The following is a 21,502-nucleotide window of genomic DNA, read 5'->3' on the forward strand; positions in this document are numbered from 1 at the left end:
CTTTTGTATTTACGGCTTTATATATGAAAACCCTAAATCTTGAAGTCTTACAATCTCGGTAATACCTGCTTTAACAACCTTAGCCCAATCAAATACCACTTTCTTATCTATCTTATAAAAACTTAGAGCGTTATTGCAAAATTCAAAGGTAACCCTCTTTTCAGATAACTCTTTCATATTAAGCTCAAGTTCGCCCCTTAATTCATTTGTTAAAATTAATACACCTGCCGAGTTAGCTACAACCCTTATATCGAACTCACTTTCACCTGATATATCGTTAATAAAATTATTAATATTCTTTAAAGCAACTGGCCAATCTTCTAACTTTGAAACGTGAAAACATACTTTGAATAGATTCATCTTAACAAACCTCCGTGTCCAGAATGTCTAATCATCTCAAAGGTAATCCTCAAACCAGCAAAAGCAAGCTGTCCAAACAAGTCAAATGCCCCTGGTTCGAATCTCAGTGCACCACCAGGAATACCAAAAATTGGAATATCATTAAAATAGGCCACAAGGAACATTGCACCAGGTGAAAGTGGCGCACCATAACTTACTACAGCTGCACCAGATCTTCTTACTCCTTCAGCAGAAACGTCATCTGGACTCATCCCACCAGTTATAATTATAACCTGAGCTTTATTTTGAACAAACTTTAAAATAGTATTAGAAATTAAATCAGGATCATCTGGTAAACATTCCCTCATAAATACTTCAGAATTAAACTTTGCTACCTTACTCACAATTAGCGGGGTAAATGAATCCTCTTTTCTACCATAATAAATCTCTGATCCAGTAACAATCAGACCTACTTTCATGCTTATAAAAGGATGAAGAGTTAGAACTTTCCCAAGATTTTTGCACTCACCCTCAATTAATTCTATTTCTCTTTTCTTTACAACTAATCCTTGAACCTTTGCTTTTGCAACAATTCTACCTTCTTCAACTACAGTATTGCTTTTAAGAGTAGCCACAAAGGTATCTCCTCTTGAGTTTATAGCATCGAGTTGCCTTACCCTAACTTTAAAAAGTCCCTTTTTTGTTGCAATCACATCAGCCCAGGCTTCACCAGGCATTTTAACAATCAGATTATCGCCAGATATCGCCCTTGCAAGCCTTAAAGCAGCCTCATCTTCATGAAGTTCGTCTTCAGCAATTTTTAAATCCCATATAAAATCTTTGCCGATCTCTTTCAAAATAGGTATATCATCGGCAGTAATGACATGCCCTCTTCTAAAAACAGCCTCTTTGTGCTTGCCAGGAATAATTCTCGTTAGGTCATATCCTAGTGTCATTCCAACACTTTCTTCAATTGGCACCCTTTTAGAATGATACACTTTAAACCTCCAAAGAAAATTCGAATACCTTTACTTTAGTTCCTGTATCCTGTGGTGGGCCAGGATTTAACATAGCAATATGGGTCATATCTCTAAAACCCCTAAGAGAATGGCTGTGTTGTGAAAATTTTTTGAAATAAAATTTATTGCCAATCATAGTACCTCTTAAAAATCTTACTTCTTTAGAAGACTTATTAAAGGCCTCGCCAAGCACGCTCTCAAAAGATTTAAACCTATAATCCTGGCCAGAAAGCAAAAATATTAAGGGCCTTATAAAAAGAAAAAATCCCAAGGCAGCAGCCCAAACGTTGCCAGACAAACCAAAGTAATAAGTTTTATGTTTCTTAAAAGCCATTAAAGACTTACCTGGTTGCATTTTTACTCTCCAAAAAATTGGATCAAATATTTTTTGGACAACAGGGAAAAGGCCGTCACTAGAATCAAATGATGCATTCCCAAAAGAAATTATAATATCTGAATCATCCAGCGCTCTCTTCAATTCATCTTCAATCTCGTAATTATACCTACATATGAGGTTTCTTTGAATTTTTATATGAGGCCTTTTTAAAATTGCTTCAAATGTTGGCGTTAAAAAATCTTTATACAAACCTTCTTCCTCACAACTTACAAGTTCTTTTCCTACTGCAAGTAAAGATACCCTAACCTTTTCAAAAACCTTTACTTTAGTCTTATTAACTCTACAAAAAGTAGCGAAATCAAAGGGAGAGATCTTCGAACCATTATAAGAAACAATTGATCCTGCTTCATACTCTTCGCTTTTTTTAAATATGTTTCTCCCCTCTAAGGGTATTTTTTTAATATAAACAATATCAGAACTTACTAAAGTGTCTTCAATCAGAACCACAGCATTGCTCCCATTTGGGAGAATTGAGCCTGTAGAAACCTTTACAGCTTCGTTTTGAGAAATTTCTCCTAAAAAGGGGCTGTCTGTTCTAGACTCACCAATTATTTTACACCTGTCACTACATGGTAGTTTTATTGCAAAACCATCCATAGCAGCCAGGTTTCTCGCTGGTATATCTTCTTCTACTTTAACATCTTCAGCTAGTATTCTGCCTATTGAGTCCCTGATAGGAACATATTCTGTTTTCAAAAGAGGAGCATTTTGCAATATTAATAATTTAGCTTTCTCAACGTCAATCACATTAAATCCCTTTCTCTATATTTAATGATCCGATCAAAATTTTTGTTCTACGAACTAATTCTGTCAGATTTTTTTAATATTACGTGATAAATTGAAGGCGTTAGATCTTCCATATGAATCAGATCAAATCCTGAAAATATAAGCGTACCCAACAATAGATCTTCCTTTACCCTAACTACAGCTGGCGGTCCAAAATCTTCTTTCCTTTCCTTTTTCCACTCAATTACCGATAGTATCCCTGTAGATTTTAACCAATTGTTTATCTTTTTCAAAATTAAAGGAGCATCTTCTAATTCGTGATATACAGACGACATTATTACAAGATCAAAATATTCTTGCTGAAACTCTAAATCTTCAAAACTCGAATTAAGAACAATTAGGTTGTTTATATTTTCACTTTTTGCACGATTTAACATTACGTTTAAAACATCAGCATTTTTATCAACAGCAAATACCGTCCCCTTAGGAAGCATCTTTGCACATGGTATAGAAATTGCTCCTACTCCACAACCAAAATCTAATACCCTTAGATCGTCTTTAATTATTATTTCTTCTAAAACCCTATTAACGTCTATAAACTGTGATATGTCCTTGTACAATTCTAATACCCTCCTAGAAAACTCTTTAACATTATAACGCTAAAAACTAAATTGTAGTTTTTAAACAATTTATTAATAAATTTTATTACTTTATAAACAATATTCAAACCTGATTCGAGTTTTTAGAACACTTTATTACAGTCTTATTTTATAATTTAGTTATCTTATAAAGCAATCTATAGTATTATAAAATATATGATTTTTAAAATAAGATCTCTAAGGAGCTTGAAAAATGGACAATTACGATTGGATTAAAAAAATATTACAGAAAATAAAAGAAAGAAAACCACTAATTCACCACATTACAAATTATGTTGCAATGAATGATAGTGCAAACGTAACGCTTGCAATTGGTGCACTTCCAATAATGGCATTGGAAGAAGTTGAATTAGATGATATTACAAATATGGCTTCAGCAGTGTTGTTAAACATTGGAACTCTAAAGCAAGATGAAATAAATCACATGCTCCTTGCCGGGAAATATGCAAATTTTAAAAATATTCCCCTGATTCTAGATCCCGTAGGAGCTGGGGCAAGCAAGTTTAGAACAAGAACAGCAAAAAACCTCCTGAAAACTCTAAAAATAAGCATTATAAAGGGAAATTCCTTTGAGATATCAACTCTTATTGATCTGCCTGCTGAAGGTATTGGAGTAGATGCCATTTCTTCTAATAAAAATTATGCCAATATAGCTAAAGAAGCTGCAAAGAAATATAAATCCATAGTTTTGGTAACAGGAGAAAAAGACTTCGTGAGCGATGGCGAAAGGGTATTTGAAATTGAAGGCGGAAGTTTTTTGATGTCAAAAGTAACTGGTTGTGGCTGTATGTTAGGATCCATTGTTGCCTGTTTTGCGGCTATAGAAAGAGAAAATTTATTGATAGCTTCTCTTGGAGCAAGTATATTTTTCAAATCAGTTGGGAAATTAGCAGAACAAAGAAGTACATTGCCTGGTTCATTTAGAAATAGTTTAATAGATTCAGCATATCTAATTTCAAACGACGAGGAGAAATTAAACGCGATTTGGAGGGAAAAAAATGACCCTGTATGCTAAAGTAATAGGAAAGGTTCAAGGAGTATATTTTAGGGCTTTCACTCAAAAGGTAGCTAGAAATTTAGGGCTCAAAGGTACGGTTAGAAATCTTAGAGATGGTTCTGTAGAGGTTATAGCAGTTGGTGAAGAAGAAAAGATAAATGAGCTACTAAAAGAATTAAAGAGAGGATCCCCCGGTTCAAAAGTAATTGACATAGAAGTGAAAAAAGACTTAAACGATTTAGATTTTAAAGACTTTAAAATCGTTTATTAAATATAATTAAAAAATAATTAAAATTAAATCTTTTCCAATCTCTCTCTGGGGCTTATTATCTCAGTAATCCTTATACCGAAATTCTCATCTATAACTACCACTTCACCTCGAGCTATTAATTCATCGTTTATCATAACCTCAAGAGCCTCTCCTGCAAGTTTGTTTAACTCAATAACAGACCCAGACCTTAATTCTAATACCTCCTTTAGCGTCATTTTTGCGTTACCAAGCGAGACGCTAAGCTCAAGTGGTATATTTAAAAGATTTTCAATATTAATTGAATCACCCTGAGGCGATGGTTGAAGCTGTTGGAATTGAGCTTGAGAAGCTTGTATTTGTGGCTGCTGTTGATATGTAGGTGGCGGCGAATAACTATGTGGTGGTGGTGGATAATTGTAAGGATTTTGTTGCGGAGCTTGTGGTGGATATGAATAGGATTGTTGAACTCCTGACTGGTAAGTGGAAGAATTAATATTTGCAGAAGTAACAGCATTTAAATGTTGTGAATCATTTTGAAATGTCATAGTAGCGCTTTGACTTTCTGATGATGAAACTTTTGATGAATTATCATCTTGTGTTTCAAGCATAGCCTTAACCTTATTAACGGCCATTTGAGCCATTTTTTGTGCTACAGGTTCAGATAATATCATAACCAACTTTGTTTGGAAAACGTTTTCTCCTGTAAAATCAAATAATACCTCTACAGCTTCTTTTCCTAATGCTATCTGCTTCAAGGATTCAACAATCGGCTGTTCGTCAAAATTAATTACACTAGGAGGCATTATATTAATCCTACCACCTAAAAGGCTAGCCAGAGCCGTTGAGGCTGCCCCCATCATTTGGTTCATAGCTTCTTGCAAAGCTGACTCGGCAAGTTCATCGAATGGAAGTTCTGGATTTCCCTCCCCACCCATCATAAGATCAGCAATAATTGAACCATCAGTTTTTTTGACAACAAGCAACGAAGAACCCTCAATTTCGCCCTCATAGCCTATCATCACGCCAATAGAATTGTCTTCGAAATCAGCTGCTATCTGTTCAATATCGCTTATGTCTACCATCGGCGAGGTTATTGATATTTTCTTATTAACCAATTGAGAAAGAGTAGTTGCAGCGGACCCCATTGCCATATTTAATACTTCACCTATTGCATCTATTTGCTCATCAGTTAGTTTCATAAGTTCATTCCCTCAGCACATCAGTAATTTTTATTGCCAAATTTTTACCAACCCTTCCAGGCACTCCTAAAAATTTCAGCTTCTTTTCTATTTTAACATCAAGCGGTTTATCAACCTTTGTATCTAACAATAGAGTGTCACCTATCCTTAAATTAATCAAGTCTCTCAAGAGAATATGCATATGACCCAAACAGACCTGTAAGTTAACTATTACGTTCAAAACGTGCTGGTAAACGTATTCTTTTTCTATATCATTTTCTGCCTTTTTCTTTACAAAAAATCTTTGAGCAGAAAGATGATTAACTATTGGCTCTAACAAACTATATGGAATTGCTAAAGACATTATACCACTAAGGTCTCCGATACCTATATCCATAGTTATTAACACAACCATTTCGTTTGCTGGAACAATTTGTGCGAATTCAGGGTTTGTTTCTGTTCCTACGAAGCTAAGACTTACGGGATAGACTGTTCTCCATGCCTCTTCAAGAGCTACAAGATGCCTATCAACAATCTTAGCAATCAAAGCATTTTCTATGTCAGTTGGAGCCCTTGGACTAGGTGGCGGAAGCCCAGAACCACCTAACAATCTATCCACAAGAGCTAATGTAATATTTAGATTCATTTCCAAAACCATTGAAAGTCCTGTACTTTCCCAACTAATTATTACAATCATTGCAGGAGGAATTAGCGAGTTTATAAATTCTTCATATGGGACTTGATCTATTGCAGAAAAATCTAACCTCATACTACCTCTTACCAGGCTTGAAAGAGAAGTTGCTACCAACCTTCCATACGTTTCATGAATCAATTCAAGCGTTCTAAGATGATCCCTTGAAAATTTACTAGGTCTTTTGAAGTCATAAGTCTTTACAGTCTTTTCTGGTTCTTTTTCAAGTAAATCAGCACTAACTTGACCTGTATTAAAGGCATTCAGGATTGCATCTATTTCATCTTGACTTAAAACATCAGCCATTATGCACTAACTCTTTCCTTTTCTTTTTGTGTTTCATATGCTAGCCTTAGCGTTGGAGGCAAAAATACCTTCAATTTTTCCTCTATTATCCTTGGGTTATCTCCTGCCTGTATTGAGAGTATACCTTCCATTATCATTGTCTTAATTTGCGCTTCCTCCTTACTCCTTACGCCCAATTTCCCAGCAATGGGCAAAAACACAAGATTGGCCACACCCACGCCATATAAAGTAGCTATGAAGGCACCAGCAATCGCCTGGCTGACGCCGCTTGGGTCTTCCAGATTTGCTAGCATGTGAACAAGACCCATAACAGTACCAAGAATACCTAAAGTAGGTGCAAATCCCCCTAATCCTATAAAGAAATTTTCACCCAACTTGTGTCTTGCTTCCATTATTTCTAAATCATTTTCTAAAATTGCCCTAACCAGTTCTGGATCAACAGCATCTACTACCAGTTGAACCCCCCTCTTCATAAACAGATCATCAACACCCTCAAGCTCAGCCTCAAGGGATAATAGGCCTTCTCTCCTGGCCTTTTCTGCAAGTCTAACAATTTGATCTATAACTTTCACCGGGTTATCCTTTGGCGCAAAAAATGCCTTTCTAACTATTTTTGGGACCATTTTTAATTGATCTACAGTTGTGTTTATGACTACAGCACCAGTAGTACCACCAAGTACTAGCACAAATGCAGGCAAGCTCAGATAATGGGAAAACGAGCCACCCTCAATAATAACAGATAAAGTTATAGATCCAAAAGCAATGATAAAACCTGCAATTGTTGCTATGTCCATATATTAATCCTTGTTTTCAGATGTATTTTGCATCCTAGCTTTAACAAACCTTAAACCTATCTTTTTATTATAATCGATTATCTTTTCTACTATTTCTTCGGGAGACTCCTTCACCATAAATTTTTTACCTGTAAAGAGAGTTATAGTTGTATCAGGCGAACTCTCTATAGATTCTATCAGATCAGAATTCAAAATAAATTCTGCATCGTTTAGTTTTGTTAATTTTATCATACTATAAGTCCTATTGCAGTCTTAAGCATATTATCACTCGTAGTAATGGCTTGAGCATTTACCTGATAAGTTCTCTCGTAATCTATTAAATTGGTCATTTGGGTTGCAAGATCAGTATTTGAACCTTCTAACGCATTTTGGATTATTGAATAATTGCTACTAAGTGTTACCGGACTGCCTGAATTTATAGAAGCACTAAAATTATTTCCTCCGACGTTTATAAGAGCATTTTTATTTATAAAATCAACCACCATAATTTTTCCATCTAAAACGGATTGACCATTTGTGAAATTCGAATAAACAGAACCGTCCGGATTGACTGTAAAATTTACAAAATTTTTAGCAGTAGTATTTATATTTATGTTGCCATTTGTGCCCTGTACATACAAACCATCGACAGTCACAAGGTTACCATTGCTATCCAGGCTAAAGGATCCATCCCTCGTGTAATAGGTTTTTGTACCGTCAGAAACAACAAAGAAACCGCTTCCGTTGATTGCAAGATCCGTAGGGTTATTAGTTGTTAGAACTGGTCCTTGAGTAAACGAGAACGATGTAGAATTAAGCTTAGAACCTATTCCGATTTGAAGAGGATTTGTCCTTGAGGTTGCAAATGAAAGTTCCTGTGATAAGATATCAGCAAAAGTAGGATTGCTTTCTTTGAATCCGGTCGTATTAACGTTTGAAATATTGTTTGCTACCACATCTAGGGCGCTTTGGCTGGACAAAGCGCCGCTTGTAGCGGTAAAAATAGAATTATCCATAACTTTAACCTCCTAAAAATTCGCAAACTCCTACGGGGCAGCTTTTAACGATAATAGTTCCTGAAGCATTTGATCTGATGTAGTTATAACTCTTGCGTTTGCCTCATAACCTCTTTCGGTAGTAATCAAATTCGTAAACTGCTGAGAAAGGTCTACATTGGACATCTCAAGGGCGCTTGGAATAATTGTTCCAATACCACCAGAACCAGCAGCACCAATTTGTGCAGTTCCAGAATTCGAAGAAGTGCTATATATGTTTGATCCGTTACTGGTTAAGCCTGATGGATTTGGGAAATTGGCAAGTGCAATCTGACCTATAGCATTTGTAAGGCCATTAGAATAAGTACCGGTAATAACACCTGACTGATCTATTGAATAGCTCTGTAAAGAACCAGAAGAATAACCATCTTGACTGGCAAAGTTCAGACTGGAAGAGCCTCCATATTGTGTCATGCCAAAAAAGTTAATTGTGGGAGTCCATGGAGTAGATGCACCAGTAGATGGATTTATTAAAAGTGTTGCTGTAGAGCTAGAAGGAGTTGGATAAGTAGTCGTAACATTTGAAAGCGAACCATTAGAGTTAAAAGTTAAGGTTCCATAACCAGAAGTAGCATAAACATTTGACACAGGAGTAGTACCTACATCAGTAGGTACATAAGAAAAACCATTAAGCCCTGTAGCAGCACCTGTAGAACCATCATTTTCAGTAATTTGGAGCCAGTTAGTGCCATAAGTTCCTGTTGGATCCACCAGTTTTGACTGCAGGTTAACACTTCCAGGTGTTGTAGTGCTATTGCTTGCTACAAAATAGTTCTTTAGTATTTGATCGTTATTTATAGCGTTTATAACCTTTTGTTCTATAGTGGAAGGGCTATCACCATTTTGAACCGTAATAGTTAAGTTGTATGGTACATTGTCGCCAACAATACTCTGAATTGCATAACCATTAAAAGAAAGAGTTATGTTGCCAGTTTGAGTAGCCCCTATGGGAGCAGAAGAAGCAGTCTTACTGGGAACATTAGCCGATGGAAGTGTCGTTAGAGTTCTCCACTTCCACGTGTTTTGAGCTCCAGTTGGAGTTATAACTGTAGTAACAGAGTGAGATACACCAAGAGAATCATATATTGCTCCAGATGAAGTAACGGCATATGGCGTACTGGAAGTTGAAGTGTTCGCATATTGGGATGCGTCAAGATTTCCCGTCATGGTAATGTTGTTTGACTGTTTTGCTGGCATGGATTGTCCTATAGGAATTTTTAGATCAGATACAGGACCTGAAGGATTCACTACTCCACTAGAGTCAGCTTGCCAGCCTTGAACTTTGAGACCTGCGCTGTTTACGAGATTTCCGTTTGCATCTACATTAAATGAGCCGTCTCTAGTATAGAAATTTTGAGAGCCGTTATTCACAATAAAAAAGCCGTTACCCTGTATAGCAAGATCAGTATTTACTCCAGTATTTTCAGTAGAGGAGCTGGTAAAAGGGGTAGAAATAGCAGCAATTTGAGTGCCCAAACCAATTTGCATTGGGTTAATCCCCCCCAAACCGTTTTGAGGAGCTGAAGCCCCGCTCAAAGTTTGAGAAAGCATCTGAGAAAAAGTAACTGTACTTGCCTTAAAACCAATCGTATTAACGTTTGCAATGTTGTTGCCTATAACGTCCATAGCCGTCTGGTTATTTTGTAAACCACTAACAGCAGAAGACATAGCTCTTAACATATTTTACCCTCCTTAAATTTTTCGAGGGCCTCCGACATGCGGTCCAGCCCATTTTATAATATTATTGCACTATCAATATTTGTAAAAACATTATCCTTTAAGTTCTCTTGACTTACAGCAGTTATAATCGTTTTGCTTTTTGGATTGACTACAAAAGCCTTGTTGTCCATAAGCACAAGAGATTCTTTTGAACCCTTTTTTGCAAGCCTTTCCATAGCATAGTTCATTCTTGAAATATCTTGAGAGCTAAGGCTTATACCCCTTGATTCAAGGCGCTTTGAGGCATGATTGGTAAAGTTTATACTGCTAATTTCGTTATTTAATATCTCAGCAAAACTTGAATCTGACTGAAGTTTTGTAAAACTCTTATTTGAAATGCCTTGTCCTTGAATTTTGTCTATCTTCATAAAACGCTTACTATGTTAGAAAGATTTATAGTAGAACCGTTATCTAAAACTAAAGATGGATTGTTATTACTTATAGTTACCTGAGTAACTGTAGCGCTTTGTGTGCTGTTGTCAGCAGCTGTATATTGAATTTTTTTACCTATTAAGCTAGTAGCATATAGGTTATTTATGTTTACCACAGATTCTTGAACAGCATTACTCATGTTTGTCATCTGTTGTGTGGTAGTAAGAGCTGATAACTCATTCATAAATTCACTTGTACTCATAGCATTAAGTGGATCTTGATTTTTTAGTTGAGCAATCAAAAGAGTCAAAAAAGCATTGGTGTTTGCCAGGCTATTAGCGCTTGAACTTGAACTAGAATTAGAACTTGTACTGACATTATTACTCGTCGAACCAACGCTTGAAACTGACATTTCAATACCTCCTTTTTCTTATACTCTTATATCAACACCGTCTTTAAGACTTTGAATACCCGTTATAAGTGCAGTATCTAAAGAAACGTTATTATTATTATTTAAAGGATAAATTACATGACTGAAATTCTGGTTAAACCCCTGGTCCTTCTGGTCGGAATTTATATAGACATTTACATTATTTGGCGCAAAGCCATTTGATTGTAAAATCTGTCTAAAATCTTGCATATTCGATAAAATAGCGTGTTTTGCAAGATCGTCTACAACAAAAAAGGTCATGTTTACGGAATTTGTAGCCCTATCAAGTGATACGTTTAGCTTTACTTTACCCAGATCTGGTGGTTCTAGTAAAAATTCTATGTCTTTTGGAGAATTAAATCTCAAATCCTGCATCATGTTCTGGATCTTTTGATATGCGTCCAGTGAAATGGAATGATACGACATGCTCTGGTTTGGCGTTACAATATTATTGATTATTGACAATTGGGGACCTAGCAAATTTGAAGAGATAGCTTCATTGGCATCTGTTAATTTGTTTTCAGATGAGTTAGACAAAGAATTTGCCTGATTAAAACCAGAGGCTATTTGCCCAGAGAGAAGGTTAGCAACCGTAATTTGAGAGTTCACAGAAGAAGGGATACTTAGGTTACTGAGTATCTGAGAAGTTATAGTGTTTGAGATATTTTGTGCTACAGACTGATTCTGATAATTAAAAGCTTGTTGATTTAAGTTCTGAGAAGATGTTAGAGTTCCTGTAATAGAGCTTGATAAATTTGGTTGATTTATAAAGACTTGAGAATTTAATGCTAACTGTGAAGTACTAAATGATTTGTCAGAAATAGTCTGCAAATTTTGTGAAAGATTTGACAAAGTATTTAAAGAACTAGAGTTTATTAAAGTAGTATCATTTTCTCCAGAATTATCCTGAGAAATATTTGTAGAGCTTTGCAAAGCCTGAATAGAGTTTAAATTAAAAGGAGTGCTATTCTGAGCTAACTGACTAGAAGGGGTTAAATTAGCAGTTTGAATAAGTGTGCTTTGAGACGTTGATTGTGCTTGAGGAACAGTTAATTGAGATTCTAATAAGAAGGGGCTTTGAGTATTTGTTTGTATAGTACTTAATACATTAGAGTTATTCTGAATATTGATTGCACCGTTACTTGCTTGAGAACTTAAGACAGGAGAAGAATTTAAAATATCAGCTAACTGTAGAGGAATTATTTGAGCATCTTGCAATGGCCCCAAGATTTGGATATCTGGTTGAGTTAGAGTAGGGTTGCTTTTGTTAGTTTGATCTTTTAAAGCACTTTGAGCGCTATTTTGATCCTGAGACAAATTTAAACCCAAAACAACAGGGATTTGACCTGACAAATTTATAACAGGCATCTGATTTGGCATCTGAATAAGTACCAAAGAAGATTGTATTTGGCCAGAAACGCTTTGATCGCTACTTTCACTTCCTGGTTGTAATTGAGATTTTGGATTAGTAGTTTGGATATTAATTTGTGAGCTTTGGGCTGTATTGACTTCGTTTTGGGCAAATTCGCTAACAAGTTGTTCTAAAATTGAAGAAAAAACCTCATCTTGCGAGATAGATGATTGATTCGGATTCGGCACAGAATTGCCCGACTGCAATATAGGTAGATTTGCCAAAGGCGAAGAGTTCAAACTTTCACCTCCTTTCTATCTTCAAAATTATATATTTCCTTATTAGAAAATATCTTCTCTTATGATTTATCGACAAAAATACTAATTTTATTTAAAAAGGGGTAGAAATCTAAAAGGTCAGGCAGATTTTGAGGTAAGGATCTTTTCAACCATGTCACAGATTATGTGCTCAATCATAATATGACATTCCTGTATTCTTGGAACGTTTTTTGACGGAACGCTTATACAGATATCAGATAGTTTTTCCATTTCATTTCCAGCCATACCTGTAAGCGAGATTGTGCTTATATGATAAAGTTGAGCAATTCTTAGCGCCTTTATTAAATTTTTAGAATTCCCACTTGTCGAAATGGCAAAAAAGACGTCACCCATTTCACCTAGCGCTTCAATCTGTCTTGCAAAAATGCTTTCATATCCAAAATCATTTGAAATAGCTGTAATAATTGAAGTATCAGTAGTAAGGGCTATAGCTTTTAGAGCTTTCCTTTCCAACAAAAATCTACCAACAAACTCTGCTGCAATGTGCTGTGAATCAGCAGCACTACCACCATTTCCCGCAATCAAAAGTTTTTTCCCAGACCTTAGCGCTGCAGATATAACTTTAACGCTCATTTTAACAGTTTCTAAAAATCTATCATCAGAAAGCAACTTATCTTTTAACTCCAGGGCTTCAGATATTGCTTTTCTGATTTCATCCTCTACAATCATTTACTTTTCCTTTCAAAAAAGTTGAGCATCTCTTTAGAAAAATTTTGGATAGAAAACTTTTCCATGACAAAAGCTCTTGCCCTTTCTCCAAGTTCTCTGGCAAAATCTCTATCTTTAGCCAATTTCAACATTGCACTATACAATTCATCTTCATCAGGGAGAGCCCACTCCCAATCTGGATTATATCCCGAGCTATTTTGACCTATTTTTTCGAACTTATAATTTAAAAGTATAGAATTGTCTTTATTCATAAACTCAAGGTTACCACCGTATGCTGTAGCAATAACTGGTTTTCCAAGCCACATAGCTTCTATTAGAGGAAGGGCCATGCCTTCACAACTGTGCGGAGAAACGTATGCATCTGCAGCATTTAATATAGTAATATATCCATCTCTGTTCGTAGTCTCATCCACAAATACAACGTTGTCAGTAATACCCAATTCTTTAATGTATTTTGCGAGTTTTACTTGATTTTCAGAATATTTTGCAGCCTGAAAGGTCTTAAATATTAAATATACATCGCTATATTCTCTTACAACCCTCGAAAGAGCCCTTAAAAGCAAAAACGGTCTTTTTCTGTCAAAATCTCTGAAAAAGTCCAGTATAAACATAAAAACAAAAGAGTCATAAAAACCAAAGGTTGCTCGAAGATTCTTTCTGTGTTGTAATATTCTCCAATCGTAAGTGAATGGATACAAAAACTTATATACCTTTTTCCCTCCCGCTTTAATTAAAGCGCTTTTTACAAAATCTGAATAACACATAACTTCATCTACCAAAGAAAAGGCCTTAGGGTCATCAAAATACCTATCAAATTCCCAGTTCCAGATTGCAGATGTTCTGCCTTTGAAAATATTGCTTGATATATCTTTAAGATAAGCCAAATCTTCTGAATTAATAAAAAATATTGTGTTATTAAATGATAGATTATTAACGTTAAAACAAGCAATATTTTTAATTTCCTCTTCAGAAACTCTCAAATTTGATGTAACGGGCAAAAAGAAAAGCGAACACGGAATACCCAGTGAAGATGCCTTTCTAAAAAAGGATCTTGCTTGAACCCCAAGCCCAATCTTCGATTCAAAAAACCCAACGATGTTTATTCCAAAAGGGCTATGCTCAATACGAGATGTATCAGTAAGGTTGTAATTAACCCTTAAGATATCCTTCAATGTTACAGTACTTATTATGCCAGTCATAGAAAAAGTCAAGCGTAAATCCAGTCTTGACTCAATCACACATCTTGCAAACCTACTTATAGAGCTGTATTTTGTGTGCAGAAAAGAAAGTATTGCCCTTACATTTTCTCTGTCAGGTAAATATGGATTCCTAAATCTCTTAAATATTTCTTCTGAATATCTTCTTCTTACTTCAAGAGGTATCCTAATTCTTGTTAATGGAAGGTACTCAAAATAATATGGTAATTCCTCAAATTTTCTTTTATTTTGGAAAAAACTTTTGTTATAGTACTCGTTTACTAACTTTATATACGATTTATTTATTGATCCAAAAAAGCTTACGTGATCGAATAGAAATAAATCATCCAGATAAAACCCACTAAATTCAAAAAGTGATATCTTCTTGAGAAGATTTTTTCTATTTACAAAATAATTAGATTCTTTAAATATGATATCTTCTTTTTTAACATTATAAAAGGTCAGAGTATACTGCAAATCATCTAATTCAAGATATTTTAGCTTTGATATCTCTTTCCTGTGAAAATAGGAGATATTAGCTTCAGTATTTTTTAAAGCAAATATCGATTCTTTGAAACGAATTACATCATAATCATCCAAAAGATCGTATAAGCCCTTTACATCAGAAAGGCAGAAGATATTTTTCGATAAGTACAAACTTTTTTTAAATCCAACATAAGCAAAATATTCAAAAACATATGACAAAATCCAGTTTTTCGACTCATCCTTAGTAGATGTCCAAAGAACTTTATGCATATCCCTACATGAAATTTCTGACAAAAGTTCACACAAAAAGAAAAATTTAATACCTCTAGATACCAATTCGTTAAAGAGTCTAAATTCTCTAATATCCTTTAAAAGGTCTACAACTACAACTACAAATTCAATGTCTGGATTGTTTTTTAGAAAACTATCCCTTAAATTTAGGGCATAGTGCATTTCGTCTTTGTTAATTATAGTAAACGCAACATCTTTGTGTTGAACAGGAATCTTGGGAGAATAGTCAAAATTTATCTTAACGACTCTTAGATCTTCCCATAAATCCTTTGCTTTAAAAATCTCATATTTTATCTTTTCTAATCCCTTGCTTAACGAAGAAGCAAACCCCTTTTTCTGATAATTTTTTAAGGACTTTCTAAACGAAATATATCTTGAGAGCGAACTTTTAAATAACGTGTTTTTAAACATATTAAGTTACCACTATAAGTTCTTTGAAAAATAAAAATTTTTTCAAACCAATTCTTGTCTTATTTTTAAGATTTAATTCTTTAGGTATATAAATTTCTATTCCCTCCTGTTCAAAAACTTTATATGCTATTCCTTCCAAAGGCTCTCCAACTCTAACTGAAGGAGGTAAAGGGACCCTGCTTCAAGAAAAGCAAGACGAAGCATTTATAAAAAAAATCTTTGATCCCTTTGATTTTATGTATTCTTTAGCCTCTTTATCAAATTCAAATTTAGGCATTTTTACCTCCATCTAAAGCATATATAAAAATATATTCCTTACCATAGGAACTTGTCTTTGCATCGATCACAAGATCTTTATCGTAAAAAAAATTTTTCGGCACATATACAACAACATCATCAAAAAATATACAATTATATTTATCAAATTCTTTCTTAGGTCTTCCCCATCTAACTGATGGTATTCCTGAACCAGTCCCTCAAGTGCTACACAACAAATCCCTCGATGGCAAGACATATATTTCTTTGCCACTCTTCTCAATTAATTTAATTGCCTTTTTAGTTAAAGATATCATTATATATCATATATATTAAATCATATTAACATTTAAGAGTGAAGACCCAAAAGATATCATTAACACAAATTTATACACAAATTTTAAAAAATAAGATAATATTTATAAAGTTAGTAAATAAAAATTTTTGGAGGAATTATGTCATTAACCGATTACAAAGAAAAGCTTCAAAATGCTGTTGACCTAGTAAATAAGAACGAGCTTGACCAGGGAAGAAAAGTATTACAAGAATTAATTGATGAGCTTCATGAAAATCAAACAAACGAAGAAAAAGATATCCTTGCAACCGCACTGGATATACGAAGCCTTATTAGAGCCTATGGTAGAGATTTTGAGGGTTCCATGAAGGACCTTGACGAATCGATTGCTCTTAGGAAATTTCTTTTTAGCGAAAAGTTTAGTAAAAATCAGGAAGACATTGCGAGACTATTAACTCACAAGGGAATAAACCTAGGACAAATAGGTAAGCTTGACGAAGCCCTCTCTCAAATCAAGGAAGCAATTAATTTGTATGAAGAGTGTTATAAAGATGGTTCGCTTTCCAACACTGGACTCTATACCCATGCCCTAAATCAACTCGCAATTACACAAAAAAATATGAACAATTTCGAATCTTCCTTTGAAGCTTTCAACAAAGCTATTGATATTTTAGAAAAGGAAGTAAAAGTTGATAACTCTCTTAACTTAGACCTTGCTGTAACTTATATGAACAGGGGCATAAACAATGTAGAAACATCAAAAACTCAGGACTCAATCGACGATTTTAGGAAAAGTATTGACATTGTTATAGATTCACTAAAAGAAAGGCCAGAACTTGTCGGACTTTACTCGAGGCTGGTATATTACTCCATTCTTTCAATGGCAAGATCAGGCCTTATATTGCCAGATAAGTTGGAAAAATTTAAAACAGAATCAGAATACGTGTTTAATACATATGGCATGACTGAGGAAGCAGAGTTTTGGATGACTAAAATCGGTGAACTATTTGCCCCACCACAAAGTTCTTGAGGCCCAGGTTGTTAGACCCTTGGTCTAAGGGTTTGTTTAGGGTACAAAAAAAGGAAGAGAGAGATTTCTCTTCCTTTTTTGTTACTATAAGACTATTCTTGACGTATTCTATAAAAAGGTTTATGGAGGTAAAAGATGTATCATCTATATAATAGAAGATCCTTTATTAAAAAGCTCATTTATAGCTTAATTGCCTTCAAATTGATGTTATATAATTCCAATTCGCTTGCAGAATCCTCTACTGAAGTTTGGGGGCAATGCCCAAGAGGGCTTCAATATGACCCATATCCTGGTAAGTGTTCAAGGTATATAGACACAAACAACGACGGCTATTGTGACTATTCAGAACCTCCTCCAAAAACCAAATCAAGTTTAAACTCATATGTTTCCAAAAAAGCTGAAAATTTCAATAACACAAAGCCATTATTTGGTGATGATATAGCTGAAGCAGCAGATCGAAAAAGAAGGCGTTCAATTACTGAAAGTTATAATACAGGAACACTGTCCATACTAGCAATTCTTTTTTCCTTAATATCCGGTCTTCTGGTAAGGAAAAAAGTAATAAAAAAACAAACGCTTCTAAAAATATGTAACTTTGTCTTAGCATTATCTTTTGTAGTATCTGCAGTCCTTGGAATGATCTTATCACTTAAATACGACGGCCTTATCAAACTTCCTTTGCCATCTTGGGTTTTGTTTTTGCATGTAGAATTTGGAATAGTTTTTTGCTTCTTAGCAATTCTACACTTAGCATTAAATTGGAAATCTATGCTTTATTTGTTCAACCTTAATGGTAAAAAAAATTAGTCTTACCTGTTCTCTCTCAAGGCAAGACTAATTATAGTTAAGGGGTGTACTTTAACAGTATTTGGTTTTATAGTAATAACATTTCTATTATAGACCCAATTACCATAAAACAATATTGCTTTTTCAAAAACAATAGTTATGAATACATTTAATTTATTAATGACAAATCAAGTTAAAAAAATTATTTAATTTTATCCTTTTGAGCAAAATAGCTAAAAATAAGATTTATTATTGGTAAGATCCACAAAAGAAATGCAAAGTGTATATAATACATTGGCTTAACTCCCAGTAAAATTGCACATATTTGAGCCAGTAGATTCCAAGGAACAATTCCCGGAAAAACATGTGCACTATCTGCAATAACTCTTGATAAAAGAGAAAGTTTAAAGTTCCTCCTCCATTCATTTCTTAATTGCTGTGCGGCAAGCATCAGAGGCAGGGCTTGATTACAAAAAAGCATTGAAGATATAAGGTTGAGAACTATCACCCTAAAAACTGATTGACTGTAACTTTTAGGATTTATAATTCTCTTCACAAGAGAATCTAAAATCCTACTCTTTTGAAGCAGTGAATTAAACGCAGAAGAAACACAAACAAGTGCTACCAAGGGCAACATAGAAAAAATACCGCTCAAGTGGTTAAATGGCCAAATGTTTATTCCATAAAAAATGTGGTATATAAGATTTATACTAGAATTTACATCGCTTATAAAGAGAGCAAATATAGATGAAAAAAGAAAAGAGAAAAAAAGTGGCACTTTTTTTATAAACAAAACAAACAAAATTAAAATAGGAAATAACTTAAAATAGTCAACTTTTATCAAGTAATCACTGGTTATGTGAACAGAATTGATATGAATTTCAAAAAAAATAGGTAAAAAAATTGAGTAAACAATTAAAATTAAAATGACTGCAACTATTGTTGTAGGTAAAATTGCCATAAAGTGAGTTTTAACATCAATTCCTACACATATCGCAGTCAGTCTAAGAGCAGAAGAAAAAATAGAGGATCTATCTCCTAACATCGCACCAGAAACGAGAGCTCCTGCAACTATATACGAGGGATAGTGTACGCTATTTGAAAGTGCCATTATTGGAGCAGAAAGAATACATAAAGTCCCAGTGATGCTACCAATAATCAAAGAGAGGATCGATGCAAATACAAAAGAGAAAAAAGCCAAGTACTTAGGATTTAAAGTAAACATAAAAATATTAAGTATTTCATTTAAAGTTCCAGATAGTGCAAATGAGGGAAGCATTATCCCAACACCTATAAGTATTCCCACTACTTCTTTCACCATAAATATCCCTTTTAGTGAAATAAAAATTAATTGGCTAAAATTATTCTTTAAAGTTAAAAGATATATAAATAACATGCAATATGCAGGTATCAATCCTAAAAAAAGTGGCAAGGAAAAAGATATGCATATACCTAATCCAAAAAGAATAAATAAAATTAAGGCAAGTAAGATAAATTCTGATTTATAATTGTTAAATATTTTAAACATATGAATATTATAAATCTTATAAACTACTACAATACTTATATTGTATAGGAGGTTATCTGTTGATACAAATTTGGCATCCTTGTACACAGATGAAAGATCACGAAAAATACCCGTTAATAAAAATAAAAAACGCAAGGGGGGTTTATCTTTACGACTTTAATGGTAATTCTTACATTGATGGAATATCTTCCTGGTGGGTAAACCTCTTTGGGCATTCCAATGAAAGATTAAACAGAGCTATTTCTAATCAGATCGCTTCACTTGAACAAATAATTTTTGCTGGCTTTACGCACGAAAAAGCTTTAGAACTAGCAAAGCTTCTTTCTGAGGTTGTTCCAGACAATCTTTCTAAAATGTTCTTTGCAGAAACTGGTTCAAGTGCAGTAGAAATTTCAATTAAGATGAGCTATCACTATTTTCAAAACATAGGACAAAGAAAAAGAAAAAAATTTGTATCTTTAAAAAATGGTTATCACGGCGAAACTATAGGCGCACTTTCTGTTAGCGGTGAAGATTTGTACAAAAAAGCTTATAAAAGTATTTTGCCAAAAAATATTGTATCCTTTTCTCCAGATTGTTATAGGTGTAAATTTGGGCATTCAAGAGAGTCTTGCAACACAGAGTGCTTTTCAGATATTGAAAAAATATTGATATCAAACGGCGAAAAGATATGCGCAGTAATAGTTGAGCCCATAGTACAGTTTGCTGGCGGCTTCAAAATTTATCCGCCTGAGTATTTAGTAAAGCTAAGAAATCTCACTTCTAAGCTTGGAATTCATTTAATCCTTGACGAAATAGCGACTGGCTTTGGGAGAACTGGTAAGATGTTTGCGTGTGAATGGGCAGATATTAAACCTGATTTTATGTGCCTATCGAAAGGAATAACAAGCGGCTATCTGCCTCTTTCAGTAGTGCTTACAACTGATGAAGTATACAGGGCTTTTTATGATGATTACACAACTCTTAAGGCATTTCTGCACAGTCACAGTTATAATGGTAATGCCATATCCTCAGCTGTAGCTGTTGAAACCTTAAAAATATTTAAAGAAGAGAATGTGTTGGAAAAAAATAAAGAAAAATACAAATATATGAGAAATCTTATAGAAAATAAATTCTGTGAACTGCAACACGTAGGAGAAATCAGACATATTGGATTTATTAGCGCTGTGGAAATTGTAGAAAATAAAAAAACAAAAAAGCCCTTTAACTGGAAAAAAAGAACTGGATTCAATATTTACAGAGAAGCGCTTAAGAGGGGGGTATTGCTCAGAAACTTAGGAGATATAATCTACTTTCTCCCACCGTATATAATAGAACCTCATCAAATTGAGTTCTTGGTAAAGGCAGCACACCAATCATATTTGGAGGTGTTAAAGAAGTGATTCTTTTTATAAGCGCTACAGATACTGGAGTAGGTAAAACTTATTTTTCTTATCTATTAGCAAAAAAATTCTTAATTGAGGGGAAAAGAACAAAATATATTAAATTAGTTCAGACTGGCTATCCTAAAGACAATGATAGTGCCTTTGTCTCAAAATCCAAAGTAGAAGCAAAAACCTTATATTTTGGAAAAGATCCTCTAGCTCCTTGCTTTATTTTTGAAAATTTCCCTATAGAAGAAGCAATAAGTCGAATTAAAACAGAGGAAGTAGATTATACAATTGTAGAAGGCTCTGGCGGTCTATTAGTGCCTTTAGACAAAAATAACTTTATAGTCGATATACCAAAAAGAATGAGCTTAAAAACTATAATAGTGGTACCGAATAAACTTGGGTGTATAAATCAAACATTATTAAACTTATACTATTGCGATAAGGAAGGTATAGATTTATATGGTTTTGCACTAAATGATTTTTTCAAGGAAACATTTGACAACTTCGACATTTTAAGTAAACTTACTGGCAAAATAAAATATAGATTCAAAAATGAAATAATAACAATATAAAGGTTAGGAT

The 21,502-nt window shown here is 34.2% G+C and carries 23 protein-coding genes and 1 pseudogene; 7 read left to right on the forward strand and 17 right to left on the reverse strand.

The window, feature by feature from the left end; genetic code table 11:
- Nucleotides 1–9: 9 nt before the first annotated feature.
- From TDSAC_RS08720 to TDSAC_RS08735, 4 genes and pseudogenes are all read right to left on the reverse strand, one after another.
- A complete protein-coding gene (locus tag TDSAC_RS08720) occupies nt 10–360 on the reverse strand; it encodes a DsrE family protein (RefSeq protein WP_108310155.1) in 351 nt (116 codons plus the stop codon).
- Nucleotides 357–1,337, reverse strand: coding sequence for a molybdopterin-binding protein (locus TDSAC_RS08725; RefSeq protein ID WP_108310157.1), 981 nt, complete (start codon nt 1,335–1,337; stop codon nt 357–359). Before TDSAC_RS08725 ends, TDSAC_RS08720 begins: the two co-directional genes overlap by 4 nt.
- A gap of 1 nt (nt 1,338) precedes the next feature.
- Nucleotides 1,339–2,502 (reverse strand): molybdopterin molybdotransferase MoeA, encoded by a 1,164-nt coding sequence (locus TDSAC_RS08730; RefSeq protein ID WP_108310160.1) that lies wholly within the window; start codon nt 2,500–2,502, stop codon nt 1,339–1,341.
- 47 nt (nt 2,503–2,549) lie between these two features.
- Nucleotides 2,550–3,116 (reverse strand): annotated as a pseudogene (locus TDSAC_RS08735) (class I SAM-dependent methyltransferase); the annotation flags it as partial.
- A 217-nt stretch (nt 3,117–3,333) separates the two neighbouring features.
- On the opposite strand from TDSAC_RS08735, the gene thiM reads away from it, so the two are divergent.
- Nucleotides 3,334–4,155 (forward strand): hydroxyethylthiazole kinase, encoded by an 822-nt coding sequence (gene thiM / locus TDSAC_RS08740; protein WP_108310164.1) that lies wholly within the window; start codon nt 3,334–3,336, stop codon nt 4,153–4,155.
- Nucleotides 4,139–4,408 (forward strand): acylphosphatase, encoded by a 270-nt coding sequence (locus TDSAC_RS08745; RefSeq protein WP_108310167.1) that lies wholly within the window; start codon nt 4,139–4,141, stop codon nt 4,406–4,408. The genes thiM and TDSAC_RS08745 overlap by 17 nt, the downstream gene beginning before the upstream one ends.
- A gap of 23 nt (nt 4,409–4,431) precedes the next feature.
- Here TDSAC_RS08745 and fliY read toward each other — a convergent pair whose 3' ends face one another.
- From fliY to TDSAC_RS09215, 12 genes are all read right to left on the reverse strand, one after another.
- On the reverse strand, nt 4,432–5,586 hold the full coding sequence (fliY, locus tag TDSAC_RS08750) for a flagellar motor switch phosphatase FliY (RefSeq protein ID WP_108310170.1): 1,155 nt from the start codon (nt 5,584–5,586) through the stop codon (nt 4,432–4,434).
- Nucleotides 5,587–5,590: 4 nt separating this feature from the next.
- Nucleotides 5,591–6,562: a flagellar motor switch protein FliM gene (gene fliM, locus TDSAC_RS08755; protein WP_108310173.1), complete on the reverse strand. Its 972-nt coding sequence runs from the start codon at nt 6,560–6,562 to the stop codon at nt 5,591–5,593.
- Nucleotides 6,562–7,356 (reverse strand): flagellar motor protein, encoded by a 795-nt coding sequence (locus TDSAC_RS08760; protein ID WP_108310175.1) that lies wholly within the window; start codon nt 7,354–7,356, stop codon nt 6,562–6,564. Before TDSAC_RS08760 ends, fliM begins: the two co-directional genes overlap by 1 nt.
- Before the next feature lie 3 nt (nt 7,357–7,359).
- Nucleotides 7,360–7,587, reverse strand: coding sequence for a flagellar FlbD family protein (locus TDSAC_RS08765; RefSeq protein WP_108310178.1), 228 nt, complete (start codon nt 7,585–7,587; stop codon nt 7,360–7,362).
- The gene (flgF, locus tag TDSAC_RS08770) at nt 7,584–8,351 is read right to left on the reverse strand and encodes a flagellar basal-body rod protein FlgF (RefSeq protein ID WP_108310180.1); all 768 of its coding nucleotides are present in this window, start codon (nt 8,349–8,351) and stop codon (nt 7,584–7,586) included. The genes TDSAC_RS08765 and flgF overlap by 4 nt, the downstream gene beginning before the upstream one ends.
- Before the next feature lie 30 nt (nt 8,352–8,381).
- Nucleotides 8,382–10,070 (reverse strand): flagellar hook protein FlgE, encoded by a 1,689-nt coding sequence (locus tag TDSAC_RS08775; protein WP_108310182.1) that lies wholly within the window; start codon nt 10,068–10,070, stop codon nt 8,382–8,384.
- A gap of 53 nt (nt 10,071–10,123) precedes the next feature.
- Nucleotides 10,124–10,477, reverse strand: a complete 354-nt coding sequence (locus TDSAC_RS08780; protein WP_108310185.1) for a TIGR02530 family flagellar biosynthesis protein — start codon at nt 10,475–10,477, stop codon at nt 10,124–10,126.
- Nucleotides 10,474–10,893: a flagellar hook capping FlgD N-terminal domain-containing protein gene (locus tag TDSAC_RS08785; protein WP_108310187.1), complete on the reverse strand. Its 420-nt coding sequence runs from the start codon at nt 10,891–10,893 to the stop codon at nt 10,474–10,476. The genes TDSAC_RS08780 and TDSAC_RS08785 overlap by 4 nt, the downstream gene beginning before the upstream one ends.
- An 18-nt stretch (nt 10,894–10,911) precedes the next feature.
- A complete protein-coding gene (gene fliK, locus TDSAC_RS08790) occupies nt 10,912–12,561 on the reverse strand; it encodes a flagellar hook-length control protein FliK (protein ID WP_108310189.1) in 1,650 nt (549 codons plus the stop codon).
- A gap of 117 nt (nt 12,562–12,678) precedes the next feature.
- Nucleotides 12,679–13,269 carry a D-sedoheptulose-7-phosphate isomerase gene (locus TDSAC_RS08795; RefSeq protein ID WP_199919800.1) on the reverse strand — a complete coding sequence of 197 codons (591 nt, stop codon included), beginning with the start codon at nt 13,267–13,269 and terminating at the stop codon, nt 12,679–12,681.
- Nucleotides 13,266–15,653, reverse strand: coding sequence for a glycosyltransferase family 4 protein (locus TDSAC_RS08800; RefSeq protein ID WP_108310191.1), 2,388 nt, complete (start codon nt 15,651–15,653; stop codon nt 13,266–13,268). The genes TDSAC_RS08795 and TDSAC_RS08800 overlap by 4 nt, the downstream gene beginning before the upstream one ends.
- Nucleotide 15,654: 1 nt before the next feature.
- Complete coding sequence (locus TDSAC_RS09215) at nt 15,655–15,930, reverse strand: CC/Se motif family (seleno)protein (protein ID WP_267894109.1); 276 nt, start codon at nt 15,928–15,930, stop codon at nt 15,655–15,657.
- A 433-nt stretch (nt 15,931–16,363) separates the two neighbouring features.
- On the opposite strand from TDSAC_RS09215, the gene TDSAC_RS08805 reads away from it, so the two are divergent.
- From TDSAC_RS08805 to TDSAC_RS08810, 3 genes are read left to right on the forward strand one after another with little or no spacing between them, the layout of a single operon-like run.
- Nucleotides 16,364–17,233 carry a tetratricopeptide repeat protein gene (locus TDSAC_RS08805; RefSeq protein ID WP_108310193.1) on the forward strand — a complete coding sequence of 290 codons (870 nt, stop codon included), beginning with the start codon at nt 16,364–16,366 and terminating at the stop codon, nt 17,231–17,233.
- Between the two features lie 8 nt (nt 17,234–17,241).
- Nucleotides 17,242–17,385, forward strand: a complete 144-nt coding sequence (locus TDSAC_RS09140; protein ID WP_199919802.1) for a hypothetical protein — start codon at nt 17,242–17,244, stop codon at nt 17,383–17,385.
- Nucleotides 17,369–18,040 carry a DUF4405 domain-containing protein gene (locus tag TDSAC_RS08810; protein WP_108310195.1) on the forward strand — a complete coding sequence of 224 codons (672 nt, stop codon included), beginning with the start codon at nt 17,369–17,371 and terminating at the stop codon, nt 18,038–18,040. Before TDSAC_RS09140 ends, TDSAC_RS08810 begins: the two co-directional genes overlap by 17 nt.
- Nucleotides 18,041–18,221: 181 nt before the next feature.
- On the opposite strand, the gene TDSAC_RS08815 is transcribed toward TDSAC_RS08810, so the two are convergent.
- A complete protein-coding gene (locus TDSAC_RS08815; protein ID WP_199919803.1) occupies nt 18,222–19,340 on the reverse strand; it encodes a Na+/H+ antiporter NhaC family protein in 1,119 nt (372 codons plus the stop codon).
- A 266-nt stretch (nt 19,341–19,606) separates the two neighbouring features.
- Between TDSAC_RS08815 and bioA the strand changes: the two genes are divergently transcribed.
- Both bioA and bioD read left to right on the forward strand, forming a co-directional pair.
- Nucleotides 19,607–20,929: an adenosylmethionine--8-amino-7-oxononanoate transaminase gene (gene bioA / locus TDSAC_RS08820; protein WP_108310199.1), complete on the forward strand. Its 1,323-nt coding sequence runs from the start codon at nt 19,607–19,609 to the stop codon at nt 20,927–20,929.
- Nucleotides 20,926–21,492, forward strand: a complete 567-nt coding sequence (gene bioD / locus TDSAC_RS08825; protein ID WP_199919804.1) for a dethiobiotin synthase — start codon at nt 20,926–20,928, stop codon at nt 21,490–21,492. The genes bioA and bioD overlap by 4 nt, the downstream gene beginning before the upstream one ends.
- Nucleotides 21,493–21,502: the final 10 nt, after the last annotated feature.

Origin of the sequence: Thermodesulfobium acidiphilum, from assembly GCF_003057965.1 — a bacterium.
Taxonomy (GTDB): Bacteria; Thermodesulfobiota; Thermodesulfobiia; order Thermodesulfobiales; family Thermodesulfobiaceae; genus Thermodesulfobium; species Thermodesulfobium acidiphilum.